The organism is Massilia antarctica (assembly GCF_015689335.1).
GTDB classification, from domain to species: domain Bacteria; phylum Pseudomonadota; class Gammaproteobacteria; order Burkholderiales; family Burkholderiaceae_D; genus Telluria_A; species Telluria_A antarctica.
This window is the reverse complement of record NZ_CP065053.1, coordinates 77,499-100,742: the sequence shown is the minus strand read 5'-3', so window position 1 is coordinate 100,742 and position 23,244 is coordinate 77,499. Positions and strand designations below refer to the sequence as shown.

Below are 23,244 nucleotides of genomic sequence, written 5' to 3'. Positions count from 1 at the left end.
AATATGACGGTGTGTGCCGTGTCACGATTGTTGCGCATGGATACCCAGTTGGGCAAATAGCGAGGCGTTACGCGCAGCTTGCTGGGCAAATCGGCTGCGTGTCGCTCTGACAATCGCGCTCATCTCTGACAAGGCGACGTTGAACTCTTCATTGATAATAACATACTCGAACTCCGGAGCGTGAGCGATCTCGCCGCCGGCGGCCAGCAGGCGGCGCTCGATAATGTGCGGTTCGTCCTGGCCGCGCTTGTTCAGGCGCTCGGCCAAGGCCGCGATCGAGGGCGGCAAGATGAAGATCCCGGCGGCCTGGGGAAACTGCTTGCGCACTTGGCGCGCACCCTGCCAGTCGATTTCGAGCAGGATGTCGGTGCCCGCTTTCATTTCCTTTTCGACCATCAGGCGTGAGGTGCCGTAGTAGTTACCGTGCACTTCGGCCCATTCGAGGAATTCACCGCGGCCGGCGCGCTCGACGAAGTCGGCGGCGGTGGTGAAATGGTACTCGCGGCCATCCTGCTCGCCGGGGCGGGGAGGGCGCGTGGTGGTCGAGATCGACAGCTTGATGCCAGGTTCCTGCGCGAGCAAGGCGTTGACCAGGGTGGATTTACCGGCGCCGGACGGAGCGGCGACGACGAACAGGCTGCCTGAAAAACCGAAAGTAGGAGTGGGCATGGTTGTCTTTCTCGGGTACGGGTTGGTGCGTTATTGCGGTTGTTGGTACGTGAGTACAGCTGCTTGTTTACTTATCTGCTTGCTACGTTAGCCCCAAAACGTCGTTCCCGCGGAGGCGGGAACCCATGGCACCGATGATCAAAGGTGCTATAGGTTCCCGCCTGCGCGGGAACGACGGGTCTGCGGGCGACGGAATTGCTGGCGGGCGAACGTGCGGGAAACTACTCCAGATTCTGCACCTGCTCCCGCATCTGTTCGATCAACAGCTTCAATTCCATCGACGCATCGGCCAATTCCTTCACCGACGCCTTGGCGCCCAGCGTGTTGGCTTCGCGGTTCAGTTCCTGCATCATGAAATCGAGCCGCTTGCCGACCTGGCCACCCTTTTTGAGGATATGCCGGGTCTCGGTCAAGTGCGCGGACAGGCGCGAGAGTTCTTCCGACACGTCGATCCGGATGCCGTACAAGGTCACTTCCTGGCGAATCCGCTCGAACGCTTCCTGGCGCGTCAGGGTCGACGGCGTGCCGTGCCCGGCCAGCCCCAATGCATCCTGCATGCGCTCGACCGCCTTTTGCTGGAATTGCGCGATCACTTGCGGAATCAGCGGCGTGATGCGCTTGACGATCACGTCCATCGCATCGATGCGGGAAATGAGCATCGCTTCCAGGGCCGCGCCTTCGCGCCGGCGGCTGTCGACGAACGCCGCCACGGTGGTGGCCGTGAGCGCGGCCACGTCGGCCTGCAGCGACTCCTGGCCGACCTGGGCTTCCTCGATCACGCCGGGCCAGCGCAGCAGCTCGGCCACCGTCATCAAGGGCGCCGAGACGAAATGCTTGGTCACTTCGGTCTGCAAACGGGCCAGATCGGCCAGCAGGGCGGCATTCAAGGCCTGCGAACCGCCGGCGACCTTGCGTCCGAAACTCAGGCGTGCCTCGACCTTGCCGCGCGTGATGGCAGCCATGATCGCGGCGCGCAAGTCCGGTTCGAGCGCGCGCAACTCATCGTTGATGCGGAACTGCAGATCCAGAAAGCGCGAATTAACGCTCTTGATTTCAATTGTAAGGGTGCCCGCCGCGCCTTCGCTGGTGGCCACCGCGTAACCTGTCATGCTAGAAATGCTCAATGGAGTCCCCGGTATTTTTATCTTTTCTTTACAAAGCCGTGATTTATCCACACAATCGCCGTGTTAAGCAAGGAACACACAGATGGCTGCACAAAATAACGCTCCCCTGCCCGATGGTCTTGAAATCGCCGGATATCGCATTGTAAAGAAAATTGCGTCCGGTGGGTTCAGTATTGTATATCTCGCTTATGACGCCGAGGGGAACGCGGTCGCCATTAAAGAGTACCTGCCGAGCTCCCTCGCTTTGCGGCAACCTGGCGAGCTCGTTCCGGTGATTTCCCCCCCCAATCTACCGGTGTTCCGCATCGGCCTGAAGTGCTTTTTCGAGGAGGGACGGGCGCTCGCGCTGATCTCCCACCCGAACGTGGTGCGGGTGCTGAACTTCTTCCGCGCCAACGATACCGTGTACATGGTGATGGGCTACGAATCGGGCCACTCGCTGCAGGAACACATCGCCCGCCTGGCCAGCAAGGGCAGCCGCTTGTCGGAAGCGTTCATCCGCCAGATCTTCATCGGCGTGTGCGGTGGCCTGCGCGAAGTGCACGCCAACAAGCTGCTGCACCTGGACCTCAAGCCCGCCAATATCTACCTGCGCACCGACGGCTCGCCGATCCTGCTCGACTTCGGCGCCGCGCGCCAGACCATCAACGCCGACATCCCGAAGCTCACGCCAATGTACACGCCGGGCTTCGCCCCGCCGGATCTGTACTCGAAAACGGCGGCGCTGGGACCGTGGTCGGACATTTACAGCATTGGCGCGACCATCTTCGCCTGCATGGCGGGCGCGCCGCCGCAGCCGGCCGACCAGCGCAAGACCGAAGACAAGATGCCGGGCTACTACGCCAAGCTGGAAGGCAGTTTTTCGCCGGCCCTGATCAACATGGTCAAGAATTGCCTCGACATGGACCCGCTGGCGCGGCCGCAAAGCCTGTTCGCGCTGCAAAAGGAACTGGCGCTGCCGCCACCGAAGAAGCCGGAAGCGCCGCGCGGGCTGGAAAAGCTCGGCGGCCAGATGCGCGGGCTGGTCGATCGCCTGGGTAGTTTCGGCCGCAAAAAAGTCAACGATAAAAACACCTGATCCAGAAAGATAATTATGCAATTTTCCGTTTATCAGGAAAGCCAGCTCGGCGGCCGCAAGGTCAACCAGGACCGGATGGGATACAGCTTCACGCGCGACGCGCTGCTGCTGGTCCTGGCCGACGGCATGGGCGGCCACCTGCGTGGCGAAATGGCCGCGGCCATCACCCTGCAAACCATGTCGAGCATGTTCCAGCAGCACGCCACGCCGTATGTGAGGAAGCCCGAGCGCTTCCTCGAAGAGGCCTTCCTCGAAGCGCACGACGAGATTCACCGCTACCGCATCGCCAACAACATGCCGGACACGCCGCGCACCACGGTGGTGGCTTGCCTGATCCAGCACAACACGGCGATCTGGGCCCACTGCGGCGACTCGCGCCTGTACTGGCTGCGCCGCGGACAGATCCTGGGCCGCACGCGCGACCACTCGCACATCGAGCACCTGATCGCCCAGGGCCTGGCCGATCCGGCCGAACGCGCGACTCACCCGGACCGCAACAAGCTGTATAACTGCATCGGCGCCAGCTCCCTGCCGAAGATCGAAGTGTCGCGCCAGGTCAGCCTGCTGACCGGCGACGTGGTCATGCTGTGCTCCGATGGCTTGTGGTCGATGCTGCCGGACGAAGAGATTGTTCATCGCCTGTCGACCCAGACCATCGTGCGCGCCATTCCCGACATGATCAGCACGGCGATTACCATCGGCGGCGAGACCTGCGACAACACGACCGCGCTGGCGATCATGTGGCAAGGTTCGCCGGAAGTGGAGACGGCGGGCGCGAACACGGACGGCAGCGCCGCGGTCATTTCGACCATGATGCTGCCCGAGAACCTGGTCAGCACCACGATCCTGAGCGCTCCGGAGCCGGAGCAGCCGCTCGAAATCGACGCCTTCAACGACGACGAGATCGAAAAGGCCATCGCCGAGATCCGCGACGCCATCGAAAAATCATCCCAAGTTTTGAAATAAGGTTTTTATGACATTTGAATCACGTCCGAGCGGCCGCGCCGTCGACCAGCTGCGCGATATCGTCCTGACGCGCCAGTACACCAAGCATGCCGAGGGATCGGTACTGATCGAGTGCGGCGACACCAAGGTCATTTGCACGGCCAGCATCGAAGAGAAGGTGCCGGGCTTCTTGAAGGGCAAAGGGCAGGGCTGGCTGACGGCCGAATACGGCATGCTGCCGCGTTCGACGCACACGCGCATGGACCGCGAAGCGGCGCGCGGAAAGCAAAGCGGGCGTACGCAGGAAATTCAGCGCCTGATCGGGCGCTCGCTGCGCGCGGCGTTCGACCTGGAAGCGTTCGGCGAACGCACCCTGAACCTCGATTGCGACGTGATCCAGGCCGATGGCGGCACGCGGACCGCGTCGATCACCGGTGCGATGGTGGCCGCGTATGACGCGTTCAGCAAACTGGTGGCCAGCGGAGCGATTCCCGCGGTGCCGGTGAAGAGTTTTGTGGCGGCCATTTCGGTGGGCGTGTACAAGGGCATGCCGGTGCTGGACCTCGATTACGTCGAGGATTCGGGCTGCGACACGGATATGAATGTGGTGATGACCGAGGCCGGGCACTTTATCGAAGTGCAGGGCACGGCCGAAGGCGCGGCGTTCGACCGGGCCGGGATGAACCGTTTGCTCGATTTGGCGCAGGCCGGGATTGCGGACATTATCGCGTTGCAGAAGAAGGCGCTGGGGCTTTAAGCGCTTGCTCCGTCGTTCCCGCGCAGGCGGGAACCCAAGTTTGTACCGTAGTTGGCGGCGGCTCAACGAACTTGGGTTCCCGCCAAGGGGGCCGCCAAGGCCGGGAACGACGGTGGTGGAGGCTATAAAACCACCGTAATACTCCGAAACGTCTGCTCCTCTTCTTCCAGCGCCTTCACATGCGATCCGCCGTCATCGCTCAGGATCTGCACCTTGCGCGTGCCTGGAATCGCAAACAGCGCCTCCGGCCGCACCTCGTCAAAATGCTCATGCACCAGCTGCTGCGGCGCCTCGCCGGCCTTGCCCGACCAGCGGTACAGCGCAAACCCGCCACGATCGGCCGGTGGCCCCGCCACGATCATGTAGGCCAGCCCCACCAGCTCCATGCTGCGGATCGCCAGGCCGCCCAGGTCAAGCTCGATCGCCTCGCCAAACAGGGCGCGCGTGCCTTCGATCACCTGCGCGGGATTGAGCAAGGGGATCACCAGCGCCTTGCCCTGCGGCGCCGGATTGCGCAGCCCGATCAGCAGCGCTCCTTCCGGCGTGGCCGCCAGCCCTTCGATATTGAAAGCCCCATCGGCTTCCGGCATCAAGCCGGCCGCCTGCGCGATCGGATAGTGTTGCAGATGCTCGGCTGCGATCATGTCGTCCAGCAGGCGGCTGTATGCCTTGCCGATCGGTTCCATGCGCGCTGTGCCCTTGCCCGCCCCGGTCGCGAAAAAGCGGTGGCGGCGCTCCTGCACTTCGCCTTTCTTGTTGCGCCCATGCGAGGAAATCCAGTAAATTCGCTCGCCCACGGTGGCCGCGCCTTCCAGGTCCGATTCCTTGTTCGTACGGGTGCCCAAAAAATCCGACAGGTCGACCACCTCCACCGGATCGGCCACGCCGCGCCGGTAGATTTTGAGCTGGTTGCGCTCGTCGTTGGCGACCACGAACAGGTCGTCCCCGAGCGCGGCGGCGGCCGACGCATCGCACATGCCGCGATACACAAAATGATCTTCCAGGCTTGCTTGCAGCACACCCGCGATCAGGATTGCGCTGGCCGGGGCTCGTTGTTTGTTCACGTCGTTCTCCAGTGAGCGGCTAACGCAGGCGCCGCGCGGCGCGCTTGACCAGCCAGCCCGCCACCACCGTGAAGGTGGCGATGATGCCGGCGATGATCCAGAAACCGGCCGGATGGTGCGCGAGCGGAATGCCGCCCACGTTCATGCCCAGCATGCCGGCGATGATGTTGATCGGCAGCGCCAGGACGGTGACGATGGTCAGGATGAACAGGCTGCGGCCCGTCTCTTCGCTGACCCGGGCGGCGATTTCTTCCTGCAGCAGCTTGATGCGTTCCTGCAGCGACGACATATCGCTCAGCACCACCGAGAATTCCTCGGTCGCTTCGCGCAGCTCCTGGGTGTCCAGGTCGGCCATCCACGAGGGCGGGCGTTGCAGCAGCCGGAACAGGGCGGCCGGTTCGGGCGCCAGCAGCCGTTGCAGGCGTACCAGCACACGTCGCATCGCGCCCAGGTCTTCGCGTTTGGCGGTAGGGCGGTCGGCCAGCAGCTTGTCTTCGATGTCGTCGACCCGTTCGACCGCGTCGCGCACGATTTTCACCAGCACGTCGGCCTGGTCGCGCAGCAGGTGGATCAGCAGTTCGACCGAGGAGCGCACCGGTTCGCCCTGGCGCACCGCCTGGCGTACTCTTTCGATCGACTGCAAGGGCTTCCTGCGCGCGCTGACGACGACATTGCGCGCCACGCTGACCCACAGGGTCGAAATGTCGGACTCCTCGAACGAAAAATTGTGCAGCACATCGTTGACCACCGCGATCAGGGTGTCTTCGGCCAGTTCGATGCGGGTCGAGCGCGAGCCGGTGTGCAAGGTTTCGTAGAATTCCTCGGCCAGGTTGGCGTGCGTGGTCAGCCACTTTTCGCTCGCCGCGTTGGACAGGTTGAAGTGCAGCCAGATGAATTGCGATGGATTGTTGGCCGCGTGGTCGCGCATCCAGGCCAGCGCCGCGGCCGAATCGATGGCCAGCGCTTCCGGGCTGACGCCGAACAGATAACCCCACACCAGCCCCGAAGGGTCGGAGCCGTAGCTTACTTCGACTTTGTCGATCTCAAGCAAGGCAGCCCCCGGCGCGCATGCCTGCGTCATAGTCGGATTGCGCGTCGCCTAGCGCGTCGCGTAGTGCTGCTGTCGCCATCGGAGTTCCGCCGTCAATTTCAGGATGCCGATATAGTACAGTGTTTGCCCGGCAAAATCCCGCGAAAGCGGCGCTCGCGCCAGCCGGGCGGCCAATGGCGCTAAAATACGCACTTGCGGATGCCGCTGGCATCCATCACCGGCCAGACCAGACTCTTATGACCCAACGCCTCATCCTCGCTTCCAACAACGCCGGCAAACTCAGGGAGTTCGGCGAACTCCTCGGCCCGATCGGCTTCACCCTGCACGCGCAGGGCGAATTCGACGTGCCCGAAGCCGAGGAGCCGTTCGCCACCTTCGTCGAAAACGCGCTCGCCAAGGCGCGCCACGCGTCGCGCCTGACCGGCTTGCCGGCGCTGGCCGACGATTCTGGCGTGTGCGTCAATGCCCTGGGCGGCGCGCCCGGCGTGTGGTCGGCGCGCTTTGCGGGCGAACCGAAATCGGACGCGCGCAACAATGAAAAACTCATCGCCGACCTGGCCGCCCACGCCGACAAATCGGCGTACTACTACTGCGTGCTGGTGTTCGTGCGCCACGCCGACGACCCGCAGCCGGTCATCGCCGACGGCCGCTGGAACGGCGAGATCGTCGCCCAGGCGCGCGGCGCGGGCGGTTTCGGTTACGATCCACATTTCTGGATTCCGGCCCTGGGCAAGTGCACCGCGGAGTTGTCGCCGCTTGAAAAGAACGCGCTGTCGCATCGCGGCCAGGCCCTGCGCGCGCTGGTAGAGAAGCTGAAATGATCCCGATCAAAGTCGCCGGTAGCGGCGTCAAGACCGAGCCGCGCTCGCCGGCCGCCAGCGCCCTGCAGTACCTGCAGCCGGGCGCGTTGAACCTGGCCGCGCTGCCGCCGCTGTCGCTGTACATTCACTATCCGTGGTGCGTGAAGAAGTGCCCTTACTGCGACTTCAATTCGCACGAGGCGCGCGGCGAGTTGCCGGAAGAAGCATACCTCGATGCGCTGCGGCTCGATCTGGAGCAGTCCCTGCCGCTGATCTGGGGCCGCAAGATCTACACGATCTTTATCGGCGGCGGCACCCCGAGCCTGATGTCGGCCAAGGGGCTGGACCGCCTGATGTCGGACGTGCGCACCCTGCTGCCGCTGGACGTGGATGCCGAAGTGACGATGGAAGCCAATCCGGGCACGTTCGAGGCCGAGAAGTTCAAGTCGTTCCGCGCCAGCGGCATCAACCGGCTGTCGATCGGCATCCAGAGCTTCAGCGGCAAGCACCTCAAGGCGCTGGGCCGCATCCATGACGACAACGAGGCACGCCGGGCGGTCGAGATTGCGCACGCGAATTTCGATAACTTCAACCTCGACCTGATGTACGCCTTGCCATCGCAGACCCTGGAAGAAGCGCGCCACGACCTGGAAACGGCGCTGTCGTTCGCGCCGCCGCATCTGTCGCTGTACCACCTGACGATGGAGCCGAACACCCTGTTCGCCAAGTATCCGCCGGCCTTGCCGGACGACGATGCCAGCGCCGACATGCAGGACATGATCGCGCTGGAGACGGCGCGGGCCGGGTATGGACATTACGAGGTGTCGGCGTACGCGCAGCCGGGGCGGCGCGCGAAGCACAATGTGAATTACTGGGAGTTCGGCGATTATCTCGGCATCGGCGCGGGCGCGCACTCGAAGATCTCGTTCCCGCACCGGGTGCTGCGCCAGGCGCGCTACAAGCAGCCGAAGGCGTTCATCGAGGCGGCGCGGGCCGGCAATCCGGTGCAGGAAGAAAGGGAGATCGGGCGCGCCGACATGGGGTTCGAGTTCATGCTCAACACCTTGCGCCTGACCGAGGGGTTTTCACCGAACCTGTTCGGCGAACGCACCGGCATGGGGATCAATGCGATCGAGCAGACGCTCAATGCGGCCGAAGCGAAGGGCTTGATTTACCGTGACCACAAGATCATCCGGCCGACCGAGCTGGGACAGCGCTTCTTGAATGATTTGCAGGAGATGTTTTTGTCGGCCTAGCCGCCGTCGTTGTCGCTGCGCCGCAAGCCCTCGGTTTCCGGCGATGCCAGGGACGAGGGCCGGGCCTACGGCGAACTGTACCTCACCACCCGGTTGCGTCCCGCCCCCTTGGCCATGTACAGCGCGCGGTCGGCTTCGCCCAGCAGCACGGCGATATCGCTCGAATTTTCCAGCGCATGGGTCGCCAGGCCGATGCTCACCGTTATATATCCGGTCAGATCGGCCTTGGCATGCGGAATCGCCAAAGCGGCAATGCGCTCGCGCATCTTCTCGGCCAGCACCTGGCTGTGTTCCGCCGTCATCTCCGGCAGGATCACCGCGAACTCCTCGCCGCCATAGCGCGCGATCAGGTCACCAGGCCGCTGCAGCATGGCCGCCAGCGCGTGCGCCACCTTGATCAGGGTATCGTCGCCCTGCTGGTGCCCGTAATGGTCGTTGTAGGGCTTGAAGAAATCGATATCGATCATGAGCAAGGACAGCGGCGTGCCGGATCGCTTGGCGCGCCGCATTTCCTTATCCATCGCCACATCGAAATGGCGCCGGTTGGCAATCCCGGTCAAGCCGTCCGAAAACGTCTGCGAACGCAGTTCCAGCGCCTGGTCGCGCAGCAGCCGTTCGCGGTGCACGGCCACGCTCACGTCCGTAATCTGGATCAGGCAATGACGCGCCAGACCCGGCACTTCCAGCGGCGTCACGGCGACCGCCTGCTGCATGCGTTCGCCCGCCGCGCGCGCCGCGGCGTTGACGAACAGCCCAAACGGGGCCTTGTGCAAGGTTTGCGACAAGACCGACGGAAAATTGTCGCGCAGCGCCTGGCGTACCGCGCTGTCGATACGCTTGCCGCTCAGTTCGGGGAACAGCGCAAAAAAATCCTCTCCCACGACACGCTCGGCCGGCAAGTCCGAATACTGGCTCATCCAGCGGTTCCAGACCACCACGCGCTGCGCATGATCGAGCACGATCGTGCCCAGATTGATCGCGCCGAGCACGCTTTCAAGCATGCCCTGGCCGGGTGCCGCGGCGTGGCCCATGTCAGGCCGGACCCATGATCTTGGCGAGGTAGCGGTCGACCTGGTCTTGCAGGTCCTGCAGTGCGGTCAAGTCGAGGATGAAGGCGACATAGCCGTGGATCTGGTGTTTTTCGAGGATGAAGTCGATATGCAGCATCAGTACCACGGTGTCGCCCTGGCCGCCGGTGGCGCTCAGGATTTCTTCGCTGGTGCCGACGTGGTATTCGGGCAGGGACCCGCTCAGTTCTTGCGCAAAAATATTGGCCAGGGTGCCGACGCAGGAATTGAGAATGATGTTGCCGATCTCGCTCAGCGCTTCCTGCTCCATTTCCGTCAATTCCTTGAGCGGCACCGACTCGCCCACCATCAGGCGCACGATATCGAGGCTCTTATCCTCGGGGAACATCAAAATGGCTTCGGTCTTGAACGCGCCTTCGTAGTGCTGGCTGACGCCGCACACGCGCGCACTGTCCTTGTTGCCGAGCATCTCAGCGGCTTCAGCACGGTTGAGGAAGCTGATCGACGGTACCGACATCGTCACTTCTTCATTGACGATTTCGCTCATCGACTTGGCCGCGTGGCCCACGCCGATGTTGAAGATCTCGACCAGCGCATCGTGCTGCAGTTCGCTGAGATTGAACATGGTCATTCCAGGGCGCCGATCAGGGCGTGCATGCGCGCTTCGGTGATGGGCTTTTCCATGAAACCAATGCCCAGCTCGGTGGCGCGGTTGCGGGTGGCGTTCTGGACGTTGGCGGTGACGAGCGAAATGTGGGCGTCCGGGCAGGCTGCGCGCAGGTGCTCGGCGGCGGCCAGGCCGCCCATGCCGGGCATGTTGACGTCAATGAGAATGAGCACGGGGGACAGGGTTTTCACCTTCTCGATCGCTTCTTCGCCGGTGCCGGCTTCCTCCACCAGCCAGCCGGGCTGACGGCTGAGGATGAATTGGCGCGCCATCAGCCGCGATACCCGGCTGTCATCGATGACGAGGACCGTTTTCGTTTCGTTCATGTCACTTTCCCAGAGAATCTATGCATCGAGGCATTTTCGCATAGTTTCCCGCGCCGTATAGGTAAAACGGGGCAGCCGTGCCATCGACTTGTTTACGTTAATGCGACATGGCAACAAAATTGGGCAGGAAAGGTGTATTGGCGGGGTGCGATCCGTTAAAATAAGAGCATTACTCCTTTTTCTCCTTATTTTCCTGACATGACTCAAGACGAATTGAAACAAGCCGTGGCATGTGCCGCCATCGCCTACGTGGTTGACGGCGAGATCATCGGCGTTGGCACGGGCTCCACCGCCAATTTCTTCATCGATGAGCTGGCCACCATCAAGGACCGCATCAAGGGCACGGTGGCCTCGTCCGAAGCGACCGCGGCGCGCCTGCGCGGCCACGGCATTGCCGTGTACGACCTGAACGACGTGACCGGGATTGCCGTCTACATCGACGGCGCCGACGAAATCACCGCCAGCGGCGCCATGATCAAGGGCGGCGGGGCGGCCCTGACGCGCGAGAAAATCGTCGCTTCCGTGTCGCACCAGTTCGTCTGCATCGCCGACGGCTCCAAGCTGGTGCAGACCCTGGGCGCCTTTGCGCTGCCGGTCGAAGTGCTGCCGATGGCGCGCGCGGCCGTGATGCGGCAACTGGCGGACCTGGGCGGCCAGCCGCGCCTGCGTCTCAAACCCGGCACCGAACACGCCTTCGTGACCGATAACGGCGGCGAGATCATCGACGTGGCGGGTTTGTCGATCACCGATCCGGTCGGGCTGGAGCAACAGATCAACCAGATCGTCGGCGTCATCGCTGTCGGCCTGTTTGCCCGGCGCGGGGCCGATGTGTGCCTGCTGGGAACGAGCGAAGGCGTCAAGACCTTGACGTTTTAAGCCATACAAGATATCGATTCGGCAAGAAATCGATCAGACATGATGTTAAAGAAGTAGTTCAACGACGGGGATAACATGAAGCGATTGCTTTTGGCGGTGATGTGTGTGGCGGTGCTGGGCGGCTGTTCGTCGGGCAGGAAACAAAAAGTCGCGGCGCGGCCAGCGCCGGTGAAAGTGGCGGCCGTGAAGCCGGTGCAAGCGCAAGCGCTCGACGCCAAGGGCGAGCCGATTGCGCGTGTGCCCTTCCGTCCCGGCATTTCGTCGGTCACGGTGGAAAACATGGCCAAGAAGCAGGGTTGCACGGGCGGCGTGGGTGCCGGCCTGATGACGCCGCCAGGCCCGGTCGAGGTGTATCGCATGGTGTGCGATAACCGGACCATTTTCCAGGCGAAGTGCGAATTGCGTCAGTGCAAGCAGATCTGAAGCAGGTCTGAAGCGGAGATAAGGCAGGAATGGCGCTGTCCCGTCGGGGCAGCGCCGTGATGCTGGTACGCTCAGTCGGCCGGTGGGACGTAGCCTTGGGCTGCGTCGGCGCCGTCGCCGAAGAAATGCTTTTCCATCTGGGTGGCCAGGTATTTGCGCGCGCGCTGGTCGGCCAGGTTCAGGCGGTTTTCATTGACCAGCATGGTCTGGTGCTTGAGCCATGCCGCCCAGGCTTCCTTCGACACCGATTCCCAGATTTTCTTGCCCAGTTCGCCCGGGTAAGGTGGTAAGTCGAGTCCTTCGGCTTCCTTGTTCAGTTTGATGCAATGGACGGTGCGGGCCATGTGTACTCCTCAAGCGGATAAGTGTAAAGGCGTGATTATAAAGACTTAATCAGCACTTGGGATTTGCGCTGCCAGTTATACATATGCTGGCGGTCCTTGGGCAGGGCGTCGACCGTGGCCGGCTTGAAGCCGCGCTTCTGGAACCAGTGCGAGGTGCGCGTGGTGAGCACGAACAGCTGCTTGAGGCCGGCCGCGCGGGCACGGTTTTCCACGTGCTTGAGAATGCGTTCGCCATCGCCCTGGGCTTGCACGTCGGGGTTGACGGTGAGGCAGGCCATTTCGCCCATTTTCGATTCCGGGAACGGGTACAGGGCGGCGCAGCCGAAGATCACGCCATCGTGCTCGATGACGGAGAACTGGTCGATCTCGCGTTCGATCAGTTCGCGCCCGCGCTTGACCAGGGTGCCGTCCGCTTCGAGCGGTTCGATCAGCTTGATGATGCCGCCCACGTCTTCGATGGTGGCGCGGCGCAGGCTTTCCAGGTTTTCGTGGCTGATCATGGTGCCCACGCCATCGTGGGTGAACAGTTCGAGCAGGGCCGAGCCGTCCATCTCGAACGGCACGATGTGGGCGCGCGGCACGCCGCTGTTGCAGGCCTTGATGGCGTGCTGCAGGTAGAACGCGGCGTCGACCGGCAAAAAGCCCGCCTGCAGCACGGCTTCGGCCTGGTGCGAGGACAGTTCGCGGATTTCGATGCCGCCTTCGTCAACCATCATCGGCGTTTCGGTGATGAACACCAGTTTGTCGGCGTGCAGGGCGATCGCGGCCGACACGGCCACGTCTTCCATGGTCAGGTTGAACGCTTCGCCGGTGGGCGAAAAACCCAGCGGCGAGAGCAGCACCGGGCTGTCGGTGGCGAGGATCGCGTGGATGGTCTCGGCGGCGATCTTGCGCGGCATGCCGGTCAGTTCGAGGTCGACGCCATCGATCACGCCAAGCGGGCGCGCGGTGACAAAGTTACCCGAGATGATGCGGATGGCGGCGTGCGCCATCGGCGTGTTGGGCAAGCCCTGGCTGAAGGCGGCCTCGATGTCGAGGCGCAGTTCGCCGGCCGCTTCCTTCGCGCATTCGAGGGCGGCGGTGTCGGTGATGCGGATGCCATTGTGAAAACGGCCTTCGACGTTGCGCAGCGCGAGCTGCTCGGCGACCTGGGGCCGCGAGCCGTGCACGATCACCACCCGGATGTCGAGGGCGACGAGCAGCGACAAATCCTGGGCCAGCACGGGCAGCGCGCCGGCGGTGACGAGTTCACCCGGAAAGGCGACCACGAAGGTCTTGCCACGGAAGGCGTGGATGTACGGCGCGACTGAGCGCAGCCATTGGACGAATTGGTTAGGGGTTTCCATTTGGCGCATTATAATTCGCTGCGCGACTTGCGCGCTAAATTCATGTAAAAAACAATGTCAGAACAGAGTAACAAGCCTTCCACACCGCCGTCGCCACCCGTCGCCACGCCCCGTAATGCCAGCGAGGCGGGTCAAGCCGCGCCGCGTGAGTCTCAATCCCGCCAGCCGCGCGCGCAGCGCCAGCCGGGGGAGGGCGAGCGTCCGGGTGCCGGGCCGCGCCCACCTCGGGACGGTCAGCCAGCCGGCGAACGGCCGGCGCGTGCCCCGCGTCCGCCACGGGAAGGCCAGGCGGCCGGTGAACGTGCGCCGCGCGAAGGCCAGCCAGCCGGCGAGCGTCCGGCGCGTGCCCCGCGTCCGCCGCGCGAAGGCCAGCCGGGCGGTGAACGTGCGCCGCGCGAAGGCCAGCCAGCCGGTGAACGTCCGGCGCGTACCCCGCGTCCGCCGCGCGAAGGTCAGAAGGCCGGTGAGGGTCCACCGCGCGAAGGCCAGCCGGCCGGTGAACGTGTGCCGCGTGAAGGCCAGCCAGCCGGTGAACGTCCGGCGCGTACCCCACGTGCGCCGCGCGAAGGCCAGCCGGCCGGTGAACGTGCACCGCGCGAAGGTCAGCCAGCCGGTGAACGTCCGGCACGCGCGCCGCGCGAGGTGTTTCGCACGCCACTGCCGCCGATTACCTTTCCCGAGGACCTGCCGGTCTCCGGGCGCCGCCAGGACATCGCCAAGGCGCTGCTGGAAAACCAGGTCATCATCGTCTCCGGCGAAACCGGCTCCGGCAAGACTACCCAGCTGCCCAAGATTTGCCTGGAGCTGGGACGCGGCCAGAAGGGCCTGATCGGCCACACCCAGCCGCGCCGTATCGCCGCGTCGTCCACGGCCAAGCGCATTGCGCAGGAACTGGGCACGCCGCTGGGCGTGCACGTGGGCTTCAAGGTGCGCTTTACCGACACCCTGCAGCCGGGTGCCTCGGTCAAGCTGATGACGGACGGGATCCTGCTGGCCGAAACCGAGACCGACCCGCTGCTCAAAAACTACGACACCATCATCATCGATGAAGCGCACGAGCGCAGCCTGAACATCGATTTCCTGCTTGGTTACCTCAAGCAGCTGCTGCCGCGCCGCCCCGACTTGAAAGTGATCATCACCTCGGCGACGATCGATGCCGACCGCTTTGCGCGCCACTTCGCCAACGGCGACAAGCTGGCGCCGGTGATCGAAGTGTCGGGCCGCCTGTACAAGGTGGAAGTGCGCTATCGCCCGGTCGACCGCGATCCGGTGGCGATGGCGCCGCCGCCGGCGGCGGGCAAGCCGATGCCGAAGGCGCAGGCCGCGCGCGACAAGCGCGACCTGATGGACGCGGTGGTCGATGGCGTCGACGAGTTGTGCCGCATCGGCTCGGGCGACGTGCTGGTGTTCCTGCCGGGCGAGCGCGAGATCCGCGATTGCGCCGAGGCGCTGCGCAAGCACCATCCGCCGCATGTGGAAATCCTGCCGCTGTTCGCCCGCCTGTCGGTCGAGGAGCAGGAGAAGGTCTTCAAGATCACCAACGCGCGCCGCATCGTGTTGGCCACCAACGTGGCCGAAACGTCGCTGACGGTGCCGGGCATCCGCTACGTGGTTGACGCCGGCCTGGCGAGGGTGAAGCGCTACAGCTTCCGCAACAAGGTCGAGCAATTGCAGGTGGAGCCGATCGCGCAGTCGGCCGCCAACCAGCGTGCCGGCCGTTGCGGCCGCGTGGCCGACGGCGTCTGCATCCGCCTGTACGAAGAAAACGATTACCTGCAGCGGCCCAAGTTCACCGAGCCGGAAATCCTGCGCTCGTCGCTGGCAGCGGTCATCCTGCGCATGAAGTCCCTGCACCTGACCGATGTGGAGACCTTCCCCTTCATTGAGCCGCCGCAGGGCCGCGCGATCGCCGATGGCTACCAGCTGCTGCAGGAAGTGGGCGCGGTCGACGAAGCGAACGACCTGACCCCGCTCGGCCACAAACTGGCCAAGCTGCCGCTCGACCCGCGGGTTGGGCGCATGATCCTGGCCGCGCTGGAAAACGCCTGCTTGACCGAGATGCTGATCATCGCCTCGGCCTTGTCGGTGCAGGACCCGCGCGACCGGCCGATGGAGCACCAGCAGGCCGCCGACGAGGCGCACAAGAAGTTCGCCGACGAGAAGTCCGAATTCCTCACCTATATCAAGATCTGGACGTGGTTCGAGGGAGCCATCGAGCACAAGAAAACCAACCGCCAGCTGATGGAAACCTGCCGCACCAATTTCCTGTCGCAGGTGCGCCTGCGCGAATGGCGCGACGTGCATTCGCAGCTGCTCACCATCGTCAAGGAGCAGGGCTGGCGCATGAACGAGCTGCCGGCGACCTACGAGAACCTGCATACGGCCTTGCTCACTGGCCTGTTGGGGAACATCGGCTTCAAGTCGGAGGATGAACCGGGCGCCGGTTACCTGGGCGCGCGCGGCATCAAGTACCACGTGTGGCCGGGTTCCTCGCTGACCAAAAAGCCGGGCAAGTGGATCATGGCGGCCGAACTGGTGGAAACCACGCGCCTGTACGCGCGCTGCGTGGCCAACATCGCGCCCGAGTGGATCGAGCGGGTGGGCAGCCATCTGCTGAAAAAATCGTGGGGCGAGCCGCGCTGGGAAAAACGCGCCGCGCAGGTCACCGCGTCCGAGCGCGCGACCTTGCACGGGCTGGTGATCTACAGCCAGCGCCGCATCAACTACGGCCAGTTCAATCCCGCCGAAGCGCGCGAAATCTTCATTCGCGATGCGCTGGTGGCGGGCGACTACGACACGCGCGCGCCGTTCTTCGCGCATAACCACAAGCTGATCAAAGAGATCGAAAACCTGGAGCACAAGTCGCGCCGCCTCGACGTGCTGGTGGACGACCACTTGATCGCCGCGTTCTACGACAAGCTCATTCCGACCGATGTGGTCAACGGCGCCGGCTTCGAGAAGTGGCACAAGGACGCCACCTTCAAGGAACCCAAGCTGCTGTTCCTGAACCGCGACGAATTGATGCGGCACGAGGCGGCCGGGGTGACCACCGAATTGTTCCCGAAAATGATGTCGGTGACCGGCATCGAGATGCAGCTCACCTACCACTTCGAGCCGGGCAGCCTGCGCGACGGCGTCACCCTGGCGGTGCCGTTGTTCGCGCTGAACCAGTTGCCGCGTGAACGCGCCGACTGGCTGGTGCCGGGCATGCTCAAGGAGAAGGTGCATCTGCTGTTGAAATCGCTGCCGCAGAAGCTGCGCCGCCATTGCGTGCCGCTGCCCGATTACGCGGCGCGCTTTTGTGAAAGAGTGCACGAGGCGGGCAAGTTCGGGCGCGGTGACTTGATCGACGCGATCATCGCCGATATCCGCTCGCAAACGAGCCTGATGGTGATGACGACTGACTTCAAGCCCGAAACCTTGCCGGCGCATCACTTCATGAATTTCAAGGTGATCGACGAGCACGGGCGCCAGCTCGACATGGGACGCAATCTGGCGACCTTGCAGGCCGAATTCGGCGGGCAGGCGCGCCAGAGCTTCCAGAAACTGGCGGAAGTGTCGATTCCGGCGGCACCGGGCAAGGTGCAGGCGACGGCCACGACCTCGGCTGCCGCGCCGGCGGCAGCGTCGTCGGCCTCGCAGGCGAATGCGCCCAAGGTCAGCCAGCATACCGGCCTGACCTCGTGGACTTTCGGCGAATTGCCGGAGCTGCTGGAAATCGTGCAGGGCAAGCTGACCCTGATCGGATTTCCGGCGCTGGTCGACAAGCAGACCCACTGCGACCTGGAAGTGTTCGACGACCCGACCGTGGCCACCGCCACTCACCGGATCGGCCTGCGCCGCCTGTTCGCGCTGCAGTTCAAGGAACAGATCAAGTTTGTCGAGAAGAACATTCCGGGTCTGCAGCAGATGGGCATGCAGTTCATGGCGATGGGCTCGCAGGAAGAGTTGCGCGACCAGATCATCCAGAAGGCGATCGATATCGCCTGTCTGCAGGATCCGCTGCCGACCGACGCGGCCTCGTTCAACAAGCGCAAGGAGGAAGGCAAGTCGCGCCTGACCTTGCTGGTGAACGAGATTGCGCGGCTGGTGTCGCAGGTGCTGACCGAGTTCCATGGCTTGCCCAAGAAGTTGCAGGGCGTGCAGGCGCAGGCCGCGGCCGACATGCAGTCGCAGTTGCAGGGGCTCGTGCACAAGCGCTTCCTGATCGATAACGATTACGCGCAACTGGCGCATTTTCCGCGCTATCTCAAGGCGATCAATGTGCGGCTGGAAAAGCTGCGGGCCGATCCCGCGCGCGACACAAAGCTGATGGCCGAGTGGACCCAGTCCGCCAGCCACTTCATGCGCGCCGCACGCGACCGGCTGGCGGGGAAGAACACCGATCCCAAGATGGTGGAATTCCGCTGGATGCTCGAAGAACTGCGCGTGTCGCTGTATGCGCAGGAATTGCGCACGCCAATGCCGGTGTCGGCCAAGCGCCTTCAGAAGGTGTGGGAGTCGATGCAGCGCTGATCCACGCCGATGCAGCGCTGATTCAGGCGCAGGCGCACGCGTGAGGTCCAGGCGCAGGCGCTCGCGCAGGTGCAGGCGTGCGGAAGCCGCAGGGCGTCGCCCGTGGACACTTTCGGCTGGCGCGCCCGACTATCCGCGCGTGTCACACAGGCGCGCGCGGGGACGCCACACTGGCGCGCGCGCCGTCAGCGCTTATTCATCAAGCACGCTTCATCATCCCGCACCCATGCCGCCCGTTCCCGAACTGCCGCCCATGCCGCCCGTTCCCGAACCGCCGCCCATGCCGCTCGTGCCCGAGCTGCCGCTCATCGTGCTCGCGCCTGCGCCGCTCATGCCGGACTGCGTGGCCGTGCCCATGCCGCCGCCGGTGCTGTTGTCGATGCCGTAAAACCCGTTTATCTGGTTAGCCCAGCCGACATCGCTCATGTCCGGCCAGGCATCCGGATCGAAGCCTGGCGCGTTTTTCAGGCGCTCCTTCTCCACATTGAGCACGAAGCGCTTGTGGACGGTGTCCAGGTGCAGCGCTTGCCACGGCACCGCAAACAGTTTTTCGCCCAGCCCCAGCATGCCGCCGAAGGCCAGCACCGCGTAGGCGACTTGCCCGGTACGCATGTCGAGCATGATTTCCTTGATCTCGCCCAGATCGTCTTCATGGTCATTGACCACGTCGTCGCCGATCAGGGTGTCGGCACCCATCAGGGCAGGGCCAGGGCCGGCGCTGCCTTTGTACATGCCATATTTGTCGCGCTCTGTGTAATTCATGTCGTTCTCCTGATGTTTTTGGGTGTGCGGACCTTGCCGGTCGCGGTCCTTATGCAGACAGACTAGGTTTTCGCGCAAGTCGTTCTTTGATATACCTCAATGGTGTCGGCGCGCGCGCCTTGCTCGTCGATGTTGCTTTTTTGTTCATCGGACCCGCTAAGCGGCGCAACGCACGGAGCGGCGCCGTGGGCGCACGCTATGCTGGTTGAAAGGAGCCTGTCACCATGTTCGTCACCGCACGCTGCAATCACGCCGGCCCGCTCGGCAAACCGATTCCCACCCGTACCTCCGCGGCCATCCTGTGGGCCCGCCTGCACCAGCGCGTGATGGTTCGTTTGCGATGGTAAAGTCGAGCGCCCCCTTGCTGCGCAGCCTGATGCGCGTGGGGAAAAAGCAGCAGCGCTCGGCCGCGCGCCTGCTCACGGTCTTGTTCGCGCCGCCCAAGCCCGCGCCGAAATCCAGATCCACCGTCACGGCTGCGGCCACGCCGAAACCCAGATCCGCCGCCACGGCTGCGGCCACGCCGAAACCCAAACCAGCACCGCGGGCCGCGCCAGCGGCATTGCTCAAAGACGCTCCCGCGCCGGGCAAGTGGCTCACCGCGCGCTACGCCGGCCAGAGCGGACAAGTGCTGCGCCCGATGAGTTACTGGCTGTATCTGCCCGATGGCGCACCGCCGCCCTCGGGCTGGCCGCTGATCGTCATGCTGCACGGCTGCGAGCAGAGCGCCACCCAGTTTGCCCAGGGCACGCGCATGAACCAGACGGCGCAAAAAGCCGGCTATGCCGTGCTGTACCCGCAGCAATCGCTCAGTTCCCATCCGCGTCGCTGCTGGAAGTGGTACGACCGCGCCACCCAGCAGGGCGGCGGCGATGTACCGGTGCTTGTCGGCATGATCGGCCAGGTGCTGGCCGCATACGCAATGGACCGCTCGCGGGTGTTTATCTGCGGTATGTCGGCGGGAGCGGGCATGGCCAATATCGTCGCGCTCAACCATCCTGAGCTGTTTGCCGGGCTGGGGCTGCATTCGGGGCCCCTGTATGGCGCGGGGCACAGCACGGTCGGGGCGCTTGGGGTCATGCAACATGGCAACGGCGCGCGGGTCGACAGCGCCATCGCCGAGGTGCTCGAACGGCGCCCCGGGTTTCCCTCCATGCCGACCATCCTGATCCAGGGCGACGATGACCGGGTGGTGCGGCCGGTCAACCAGGTGCACTTGCGGCGCCAGGCGATGCTGATCAATGATTTGCCGGCGGCGACGCCGGTGCGGGTGGCGCTCAAGGCGGGTGGACGCGGCGGCTTGCCGCACCAGCTGCACGATGTGTATCGCGGGCGCAAGCTGATCTTGCGCGTGGCCCAGATCGCCCAGTTGCAGCATGCCTGGAGCGGGGGCGATGCGCGTTTGTCGTTCAATTCGGCGGCGGGGCCGGATGCCAGCAAGATGCTGGTCGATTTCTTTGGCAAGCACCGGCGTTGACCTTGGTTTGTTTCTGGGCAATGATGCGCACCTGTTCATCCCTGCCGGAATCCGCCCATGCGCCACTGGTATGCAAATCTAAACAAGAAAAATGTTTTCGCGACCAGCGTCGGACTGGCGGCGCTCTGCGGGCTGATTGTCGGCTTGGTTTTTACGTTCCGGCCCGAGCCGGAGCATATAGTGGGGACGTCGGTATTCTGTTGTGCCCTGACGGTGCCAATGGCGCTGTATTACTGGATTGGAAAAGGCGCCGTCGAGCTGGGTATCGATAGCTGGATTGGCTGGTTGGGGATGTTTTTTCTCGGCTCCTTGGCGTCCATCCTGTTTATCGCGATAGATTGCGGATGGCGCAATCCTTTTGGAGAGGAAACAGTGTCGTGCCAGCCCGGTCTCAGCGGTGTGTTTACGCTCGGAGTAGTGGTTTTGACCGTCATCGCCTTGCCCAGCGCCCTGCGGGCTTGGCTGCTGCACAGATGATGCTTGGCTGGAAAATTTCTAATCAGAGGTCAGACCCCGGTTGTCGGAACGCGGGGTACGCACGATAGGCCTTGCCAAATCGGCAGTCGCAGAGTACTGTATAAACATACAGTATTCTGTTGATCGGACCATGAGCTCCCCTGATTTTCTTGCCGCGCCCGAGACCTTGCATCCCGCCCTGTGGCGCGCTTCCCAGCTGGCCCATGCCGGCACGCGCTGCGTCGACAGCGGCCATCCCACCCTGTCGCCCCAGTTGCCCGGCGGCGGCTGGCCCAGCGGCTGCCTGGTCGAGCTGCTGCTGCAGCAGAGCGGCATCGGCGAATTGCGCCTGCTGCGCCCGGCCCTGGCCAAGGTGGCCGAACGCCGTATCGTGCTGCTGCAGCCACCCCATCCACCCCAGGCGCTGGCCTTGGCCGCGCTCGGCCTGCCTCCCTCCCAGCTGATCTGGGTGCGCAGCGCGCGCAATGCCGATGCCTTGTGGGCGGCCGAGCAGGTGCTGCGCAGCGGTAGTTGCGGCGCGCTGCTGTTCTGGGCCAGCCATGCCCGTCCCGATGCGCTGCGCCGCCTGCATCTGGCGGCCCAGTGCGGCGAGGCCCTGTTCTTCCTGCTACGTCCGCTCGCGGCGGCCCAGGATGCGTCGCCGGCGCCGCTGCGCCTGAGCCTGCGTCCGGCCCTCGGCGGGCTCGATATCGGTTTCGTCAAACGCCGCGGACCGCAGCGCGATGCGCCCTTGTTCCTGCCCTTGACTCCTTCTTTACTGCAACGCCATGCGACTCTGGATCGGCCTTTACCTGCCCCGGCTCCCGCTCGACGTATTCAGCCCGCACTGGTCGGCTGAGGCCGCCAGCGTCGTGCTGGAACACGAGCGCGTGCTGGCCGCCTCGCCATTGGCGCAGGCGGGCGGGGTGCGCGAGGGCATGCGCCGCGGCGGCGTGCTGATGCTGCTGCCCCAAGCGCGCCTGCACGAGCGCGAACCGGCGCGCGAGGCGGCGGCCATGCAGGCGCTGGCCATGGCGCTGCTGCAGTACACGCCCCAGGTCACCCTGGCCGAGGAAGCAAGCTTGCTGATGGATGTGGGGGCCAGCCTGCGCCTGTTCGGCGGGGTGCGCGCGCTGTGCCGGGACATCCGCGCCAAGGTGCGCGCGCTCGGTTTCACTGCCCGCCTCAGCTGCGCGCCGACGGCGCGCGGGGCCTGGCTGCTGGCGCGCGGCGGCAGCGGCCACGCGCTCGGCATGGCATCGCTTAAACGCCACCTCGATCGCCTGCCGGCCGCCTTGCCGCTGCCGGCGCGCCCGTTTGCCGCCTGGCTCGATGGCATCGGTTGCCTGTCCTTGGGCCAGCTGCGGCGCCTGCCGCGTCCGGGCTTGCAGCGCCGTTGCGGCGGCGCCTTGCTGGGCGTGCTCGACGCCGCCTACGGCATGACGGCCGAGCTGTTCGACTGGATCGCCGCACCCACCACCTTCCAGGCCCGGCTGGAATTGTTCGACCGGGTCGAGCAGGCCGACGCCCTGCTGGCCGGCGCCCACAGCCTGCTGCTGCAAATGACGGGCTGGCTGTGCGCGCACCAGTTGGCGGTGGGACGCATCGTGCTGCTGCTCGAACACGAGCGCGGCCGGGTGGCGCGCCCGCCCACCGTGCTCGACATCGTCCTGGCCGAGCCGACCTGGCGCGACGAGCATCTGGTGCGCCTGCTGCGCGAACGCCTGGGCAGCCTGAGCCTGGAAGCGCATGTGATCGGCCTGGTGCTCGAAGCGCCCGAGGTGCAGGCCATGGCCATGCCGAGCGAGTCGCTGTTTCCCGAGCCCGGCGGCAGCGAGCAGGATCAGTGGCGCATGCTCGAACTGCTGGTGGCGCGCCTCGGCCCCGAGAATGTGTTGCAGGCGGCGCCGCGCGCCGATTACCGGCCCGAGCTGGCCAACCGCTGGGTGCCGGTGCAGCGGACCCGGCGCACCGCGCAGCAGCAGATGCCGCCGCAATTGCCGCCGGATTTGCTTAGCCTGCCGCGCCCGGCTTGGCTGCTGGCCAAGCCGGTGGCGCTGCTGATGCGCGATCACCGGCCGTTTTATGGCTCGCCCCTGCGCATGGCGTCGACCCCGGAGCGGATCGAGGCGGGCTGGTGGAGCCAGTCGCAGACGCGCGATTATTTCATTGCGCAAGGGCAGGATCACGCCCATTACTGGGTCTACCGCGAACGCATCGCCGGCGCCGATGGCGATACCGCGCCGCGCTGGTTCCTGCATGGCTTGTTCGGTTGAGGCA

The 23,244-nt window shown here is 64.5% G+C and carries 23 protein-coding genes; 13 read left to right on the top strand and 10 right to left on the bottom strand.

Annotated elements, in window-relative coordinates; genetic code table 11:
• Positions 1–21: 21 nt before the first annotated feature.
• Positions 22–669: a guanylate kinase gene (gene gmk / locus IV454_RS00455; RefSeq protein ID WP_206089715.1), complete on the bottom strand. Its 648-nt coding sequence runs from the start codon at positions 667–669 to the stop codon at positions 22–24.
• A gap of 221 nt (positions 670–890) precedes the next feature.
• Positions 891–1,778, bottom strand: a complete 888-nt coding sequence (locus IV454_RS00450; protein WP_054264093.1) for a YicC/YloC family endoribonuclease — start codon at positions 1,776–1,778, stop codon at positions 891–893.
• A gap of 97 nt (positions 1,779–1,875) precedes the next feature.
• Between IV454_RS00450 and IV454_RS00445 the strand changes: the two genes are divergently transcribed.
• From IV454_RS00445 to rph, 3 genes are read left to right on the top strand one after another with little or no spacing between them, the layout of a single operon-like run.
• Positions 1,876–2,871: a serine/threonine protein kinase gene (locus IV454_RS00445; RefSeq protein ID WP_054264092.1), complete on the top strand. Its 996-nt coding sequence runs from the start codon at positions 1,876–1,878 to the stop codon at positions 2,869–2,871.
• Positions 2,872–2,886: 15 nt separating this feature from the next.
• Positions 2,887–3,837 (top strand): PP2C family protein-serine/threonine phosphatase, encoded by a 951-nt coding sequence (locus tag IV454_RS00440; RefSeq protein ID WP_206089714.1) that lies wholly within the window; start codon positions 2,887–2,889, stop codon positions 3,835–3,837.
• A gap of 7 nt (positions 3,838–3,844) precedes the next feature.
• Positions 3,845–4,573: a ribonuclease PH gene (gene rph, locus IV454_RS00435; RefSeq protein ID WP_167088804.1), complete on the top strand. Its 729-nt coding sequence runs from the start codon at positions 3,845–3,847 to the stop codon at positions 4,571–4,573.
• A 122-nt stretch (positions 4,574–4,695) separates the two neighbouring features.
• Here the strand turns inward: rph and IV454_RS00430 are convergent, their stop codons facing one another.
• Entirely contained in the window at positions 4,696–5,637 is a 942-nt protein-coding gene (locus IV454_RS00430) for a DUF3616 domain-containing protein (RefSeq protein ID WP_206089713.1), read from the bottom strand.
• Between the two features lie 19 nt (positions 5,638–5,656).
• On the bottom strand, positions 5,657–6,718 hold the full coding sequence (locus IV454_RS00425; RefSeq protein ID WP_206089712.1) for a transporter: 1,062 nt from the start codon (positions 6,716–6,718) through the stop codon (positions 5,657–5,659).
• 206 nt (positions 6,719–6,924) lie between these two features.
• Between IV454_RS00425 and rdgB the strand changes: the two genes are divergently transcribed.
• Together rdgB and hemW are read left to right on the top strand one after the other, a co-directional pair.
• Complete coding sequence (rdgB, locus tag IV454_RS00420) at positions 6,925–7,509, top strand: RdgB/HAM1 family non-canonical purine NTP pyrophosphatase (RefSeq protein ID WP_206089711.1); 585 nt, start codon at positions 6,925–6,927, stop codon at positions 7,507–7,509.
• On the top strand, positions 7,506–8,744 hold the full coding sequence (gene hemW, locus IV454_RS00415; protein WP_206089710.1) for a radical SAM family heme chaperone HemW: 1,239 nt from the start codon (positions 7,506–7,508) through the stop codon (positions 8,742–8,744). The genes rdgB and hemW overlap by 4 nt, the downstream gene beginning before the upstream one ends.
• 65 nt (positions 8,745–8,809) lie before the next feature.
• Here the strand turns inward: hemW and IV454_RS00410 are convergent, their stop codons facing one another.
• Genes IV454_RS00410 through IV454_RS00400 form a run of 3 tightly spaced genes read right to left on the bottom strand, consistent with a single transcriptional unit; the run spans position 8,810 to position 10,765 of the window.
• On the bottom strand, positions 8,810–9,775 hold the full coding sequence (locus tag IV454_RS00410) for a sensor domain-containing diguanylate cyclase (RefSeq protein ID WP_229521977.1): 966 nt from the start codon (positions 9,773–9,775) through the stop codon (positions 8,810–8,812).
• Position 9,776: 1 nt separating this feature from the next.
• A complete protein-coding gene (locus IV454_RS00405) occupies positions 9,777–10,397 on the bottom strand; it encodes a chemotaxis protein CheC (RefSeq protein WP_054264085.1) in 621 nt (206 codons plus the stop codon).
• Between the two features lie 2 nt (positions 10,398–10,399).
• Positions 10,400–10,765, bottom strand: coding sequence for a response regulator (locus IV454_RS00400; RefSeq protein WP_206089709.1), 366 nt, complete (start codon positions 10,763–10,765; stop codon positions 10,400–10,402).
• Between the two features lie 198 nt (positions 10,766–10,963).
• Here IV454_RS00400 and rpiA point away from each other — a divergent pair, with 198 nt between their 5' ends.
• Together rpiA and IV454_RS00390 are read left to right on the top strand one after the other, a co-directional pair.
• The gene (gene rpiA, locus IV454_RS00395) at positions 10,964–11,641 is read left to right on the top strand and encodes a ribose-5-phosphate isomerase RpiA (protein ID WP_206089708.1); all 678 of its coding nucleotides are present in this window, start codon (positions 10,964–10,966) and stop codon (positions 11,639–11,641) included.
• 75 nt (positions 11,642–11,716) lie between these two features.
• On the top strand, positions 11,717–12,064 hold the full coding sequence (locus IV454_RS00390; protein ID WP_054264082.1) for a putative periplasmic lipoprotein: 348 nt from the start codon (positions 11,717–11,719) through the stop codon (positions 12,062–12,064).
• 71 nt (positions 12,065–12,135) lie between these two features.
• Here the strand turns inward: IV454_RS00390 and IV454_RS00385 are convergent, their stop codons facing one another.
• Together IV454_RS00385 and argA are read right to left on the bottom strand one after the other, a co-directional pair.
• Positions 12,136–12,408, bottom strand: coding sequence for an oxidative damage protection protein (locus tag IV454_RS00385; RefSeq protein WP_054264081.1), 273 nt, complete (start codon positions 12,406–12,408; stop codon positions 12,136–12,138).
• A 35-nt stretch (positions 12,409–12,443) separates the two neighbouring features.
• Positions 12,444–13,754: an amino-acid N-acetyltransferase gene (gene argA, locus IV454_RS00380; RefSeq protein WP_206089707.1), complete on the bottom strand. Its 1,311-nt coding sequence runs from the start codon at positions 13,752–13,754 to the stop codon at positions 12,444–12,446.
• A gap of 54 nt (positions 13,755–13,808) precedes the next feature.
• On the opposite strand from argA, the gene hrpA reads away from it, so the two are divergent.
• The gene (hrpA, locus tag IV454_RS00375; RefSeq protein WP_229521976.1) at positions 13,809–18,269 is read left to right on the top strand and encodes an ATP-dependent RNA helicase HrpA; all 4,461 of its coding nucleotides are present in this window, start codon (positions 13,809–13,811) and stop codon (positions 18,267–18,269) included.
• A 213-nt stretch (positions 18,270–18,482) separates the two neighbouring features.
• Here the strand turns inward: hrpA and IV454_RS00370 are convergent, their stop codons facing one another.
• On the bottom strand, positions 18,483–19,031 hold the full coding sequence (locus tag IV454_RS00370) for a PRC-barrel domain-containing protein (RefSeq protein WP_206089706.1): 549 nt from the start codon (positions 19,029–19,031) through the stop codon (positions 18,483–18,485).
• 224 nt (positions 19,032–19,255) lie between these two features.
• Between IV454_RS00370 and IV454_RS33265 the strand changes: the two genes are divergently transcribed.
• The 5 genes from IV454_RS33265 (at position 19,256) to IV454_RS00350 (ending at position 23,240) form a co-directional block, all read left to right on the top strand.
• Positions 19,256–19,378, top strand: a complete 123-nt coding sequence (locus tag IV454_RS33265; protein ID WP_282961391.1) for a hypothetical protein — start codon at positions 19,256–19,258, stop codon at positions 19,376–19,378.
• Positions 19,372–20,508 carry an extracellular catalytic domain type 1 short-chain-length polyhydroxyalkanoate depolymerase gene (locus tag IV454_RS00365; RefSeq protein WP_206089705.1) on the top strand — a complete coding sequence of 379 codons (1,137 nt, stop codon included), beginning with the start codon at positions 19,372–19,374 and terminating at the stop codon, positions 20,506–20,508. Before IV454_RS33265 ends, IV454_RS00365 begins: the two co-directional genes overlap by 7 nt.
• A 57-nt stretch (positions 20,509–20,565) precedes the next feature.
• Complete coding sequence (locus IV454_RS00360; protein WP_054264077.1) at positions 20,566–20,985, top strand: hypothetical protein; 420 nt, start codon at positions 20,566–20,568, stop codon at positions 20,983–20,985.
• Positions 20,986–21,115: 130 nt separating this feature from the next.
• Positions 21,116–21,823, top strand: a complete 708-nt coding sequence (imuA, locus tag IV454_RS00355; protein WP_206089704.1) for a translesion DNA synthesis-associated protein ImuA — start codon at positions 21,116–21,118, stop codon at positions 21,821–21,823.
• Positions 21,753–23,240 (top strand): Y-family DNA polymerase, encoded by a 1,488-nt coding sequence (locus IV454_RS00350; RefSeq protein ID WP_206089703.1) that lies wholly within the window; start codon positions 21,753–21,755, stop codon positions 23,238–23,240. Before imuA ends, IV454_RS00350 begins: the two co-directional genes overlap by 71 nt.
• Positions 23,241–23,244: the final 4 nt, after the last annotated feature.

Excerpts from the sequence above, each read along its gene's own strand:
- hemW (WP_206089710.1), top strand. The coding sequence starts at position 7,506 with ATGATCCCGATCAAAGTCGCCGGTAGCGGCGTCAAGACCGAGCCGCGC.
- IV454_RS33265 (WP_282961391.1), top strand. The coding sequence starts at position 19,256 with ATGTTCGTCACCGCACGCTGCAATCACGCCGGCCCGCTCGGCAAACCG.
- IV454_RS00400 (WP_206089709.1), bottom strand. The coding sequence starts at position 10,765 with ATGAACGAAACGAAAACGGTCCTCGTCATCGATGACAGCCGGGTATCG.
- IV454_RS00360 (WP_054264077.1), top strand. The coding sequence starts at position 20,566 with ATGCGCCACTGGTATGCAAATCTAAACAAGAAAAATGTTTTCGCGACC.
- rph (WP_167088804.1), top strand. The coding sequence starts at position 3,845 with ATGACATTTGAATCACGTCCGAGCGGCCGCGCCGTCGACCAGCTGCGC.
- IV454_RS00445 (WP_054264092.1), top strand. The coding sequence starts at position 1,876 with ATGGCTGCACAAAATAACGCTCCCCTGCCCGATGGTCTTGAAATCGCC.
- IV454_RS00450 (WP_054264093.1), bottom strand. The coding sequence starts at position 1,778 with ATGACAGGTTACGCGGTGGCCACCAGCGAAGGCGCGGCGGGCACCCTT.
- IV454_RS00405 (WP_054264085.1), bottom strand. The coding sequence starts at position 10,397 with ATGTTCAATCTCAGCGAACTGCAGCACGATGCGCTGGTCGAGATCTTC.
- rdgB (WP_206089711.1), top strand. The coding sequence starts at position 6,925 with ATGACCCAACGCCTCATCCTCGCTTCCAACAACGCCGGCAAACTCAGG.
- IV454_RS00440 (WP_206089714.1), top strand. The coding sequence starts at position 2,887 with ATGCAATTTTCCGTTTATCAGGAAAGCCAGCTCGGCGGCCGCAAGGTC.
- rpiA (WP_206089708.1), top strand. The coding sequence starts at position 10,964 with ATGACTCAAGACGAATTGAAACAAGCCGTGGCATGTGCCGCCATCGCC.
- hrpA (WP_229521976.1), top strand. The coding sequence starts at position 13,809 with ATGTCAGAACAGAGTAACAAGCCTTCCACACCGCCGTCGCCACCCGTC.
- IV454_RS00410 (WP_229521977.1), bottom strand. The coding sequence starts at position 9,775 with ATGGGCCACGCCGCGGCACCCGGCCAGGGCATGCTTGAAAGCGTGCTC.
- IV454_RS00350 (WP_206089703.1), top strand. The coding sequence starts at position 21,753 with ATGCGACTCTGGATCGGCCTTTACCTGCCCCGGCTCCCGCTCGACGTA.
- imuA (WP_206089704.1), top strand. The coding sequence starts at position 21,116 with ATGAGCTCCCCTGATTTTCTTGCCGCGCCCGAGACCTTGCATCCCGCC.
- IV454_RS00385 (WP_054264081.1), bottom strand. The coding sequence starts at position 12,408 with ATGGCCCGCACCGTCCATTGCATCAAACTGAACAAGGAAGCCGAAGGA.
- gmk (WP_206089715.1), bottom strand. The coding sequence starts at position 669 with ATGCCCACTCCTACTTTCGGTTTTTCAGGCAGCCTGTTCGTCGTCGCC.
- IV454_RS00370 (WP_206089706.1), bottom strand. The coding sequence starts at position 19,031 with ATGAATTACACAGAGCGCGACAAATATGGCATGTACAAAGGCAGCGCC.
- IV454_RS00365 (WP_206089705.1), top strand. The coding sequence starts at position 19,372 with ATGGTAAAGTCGAGCGCCCCCTTGCTGCGCAGCCTGATGCGCGTGGGG.
- IV454_RS00425 (WP_206089712.1), bottom strand. The coding sequence starts at position 6,718 with ATGACGCAGGCATGCGCGCCGGGGGCTGCCTTGCTTGAGATCGACAAA.
- argA (WP_206089707.1), bottom strand. The coding sequence starts at position 13,754 with ATGGAAACCCCTAACCAATTCGTCCAATGGCTGCGCTCAGTCGCGCCG.
- IV454_RS00390 (WP_054264082.1), top strand. The coding sequence starts at position 11,717 with ATGAAGCGATTGCTTTTGGCGGTGATGTGTGTGGCGGTGCTGGGCGGC.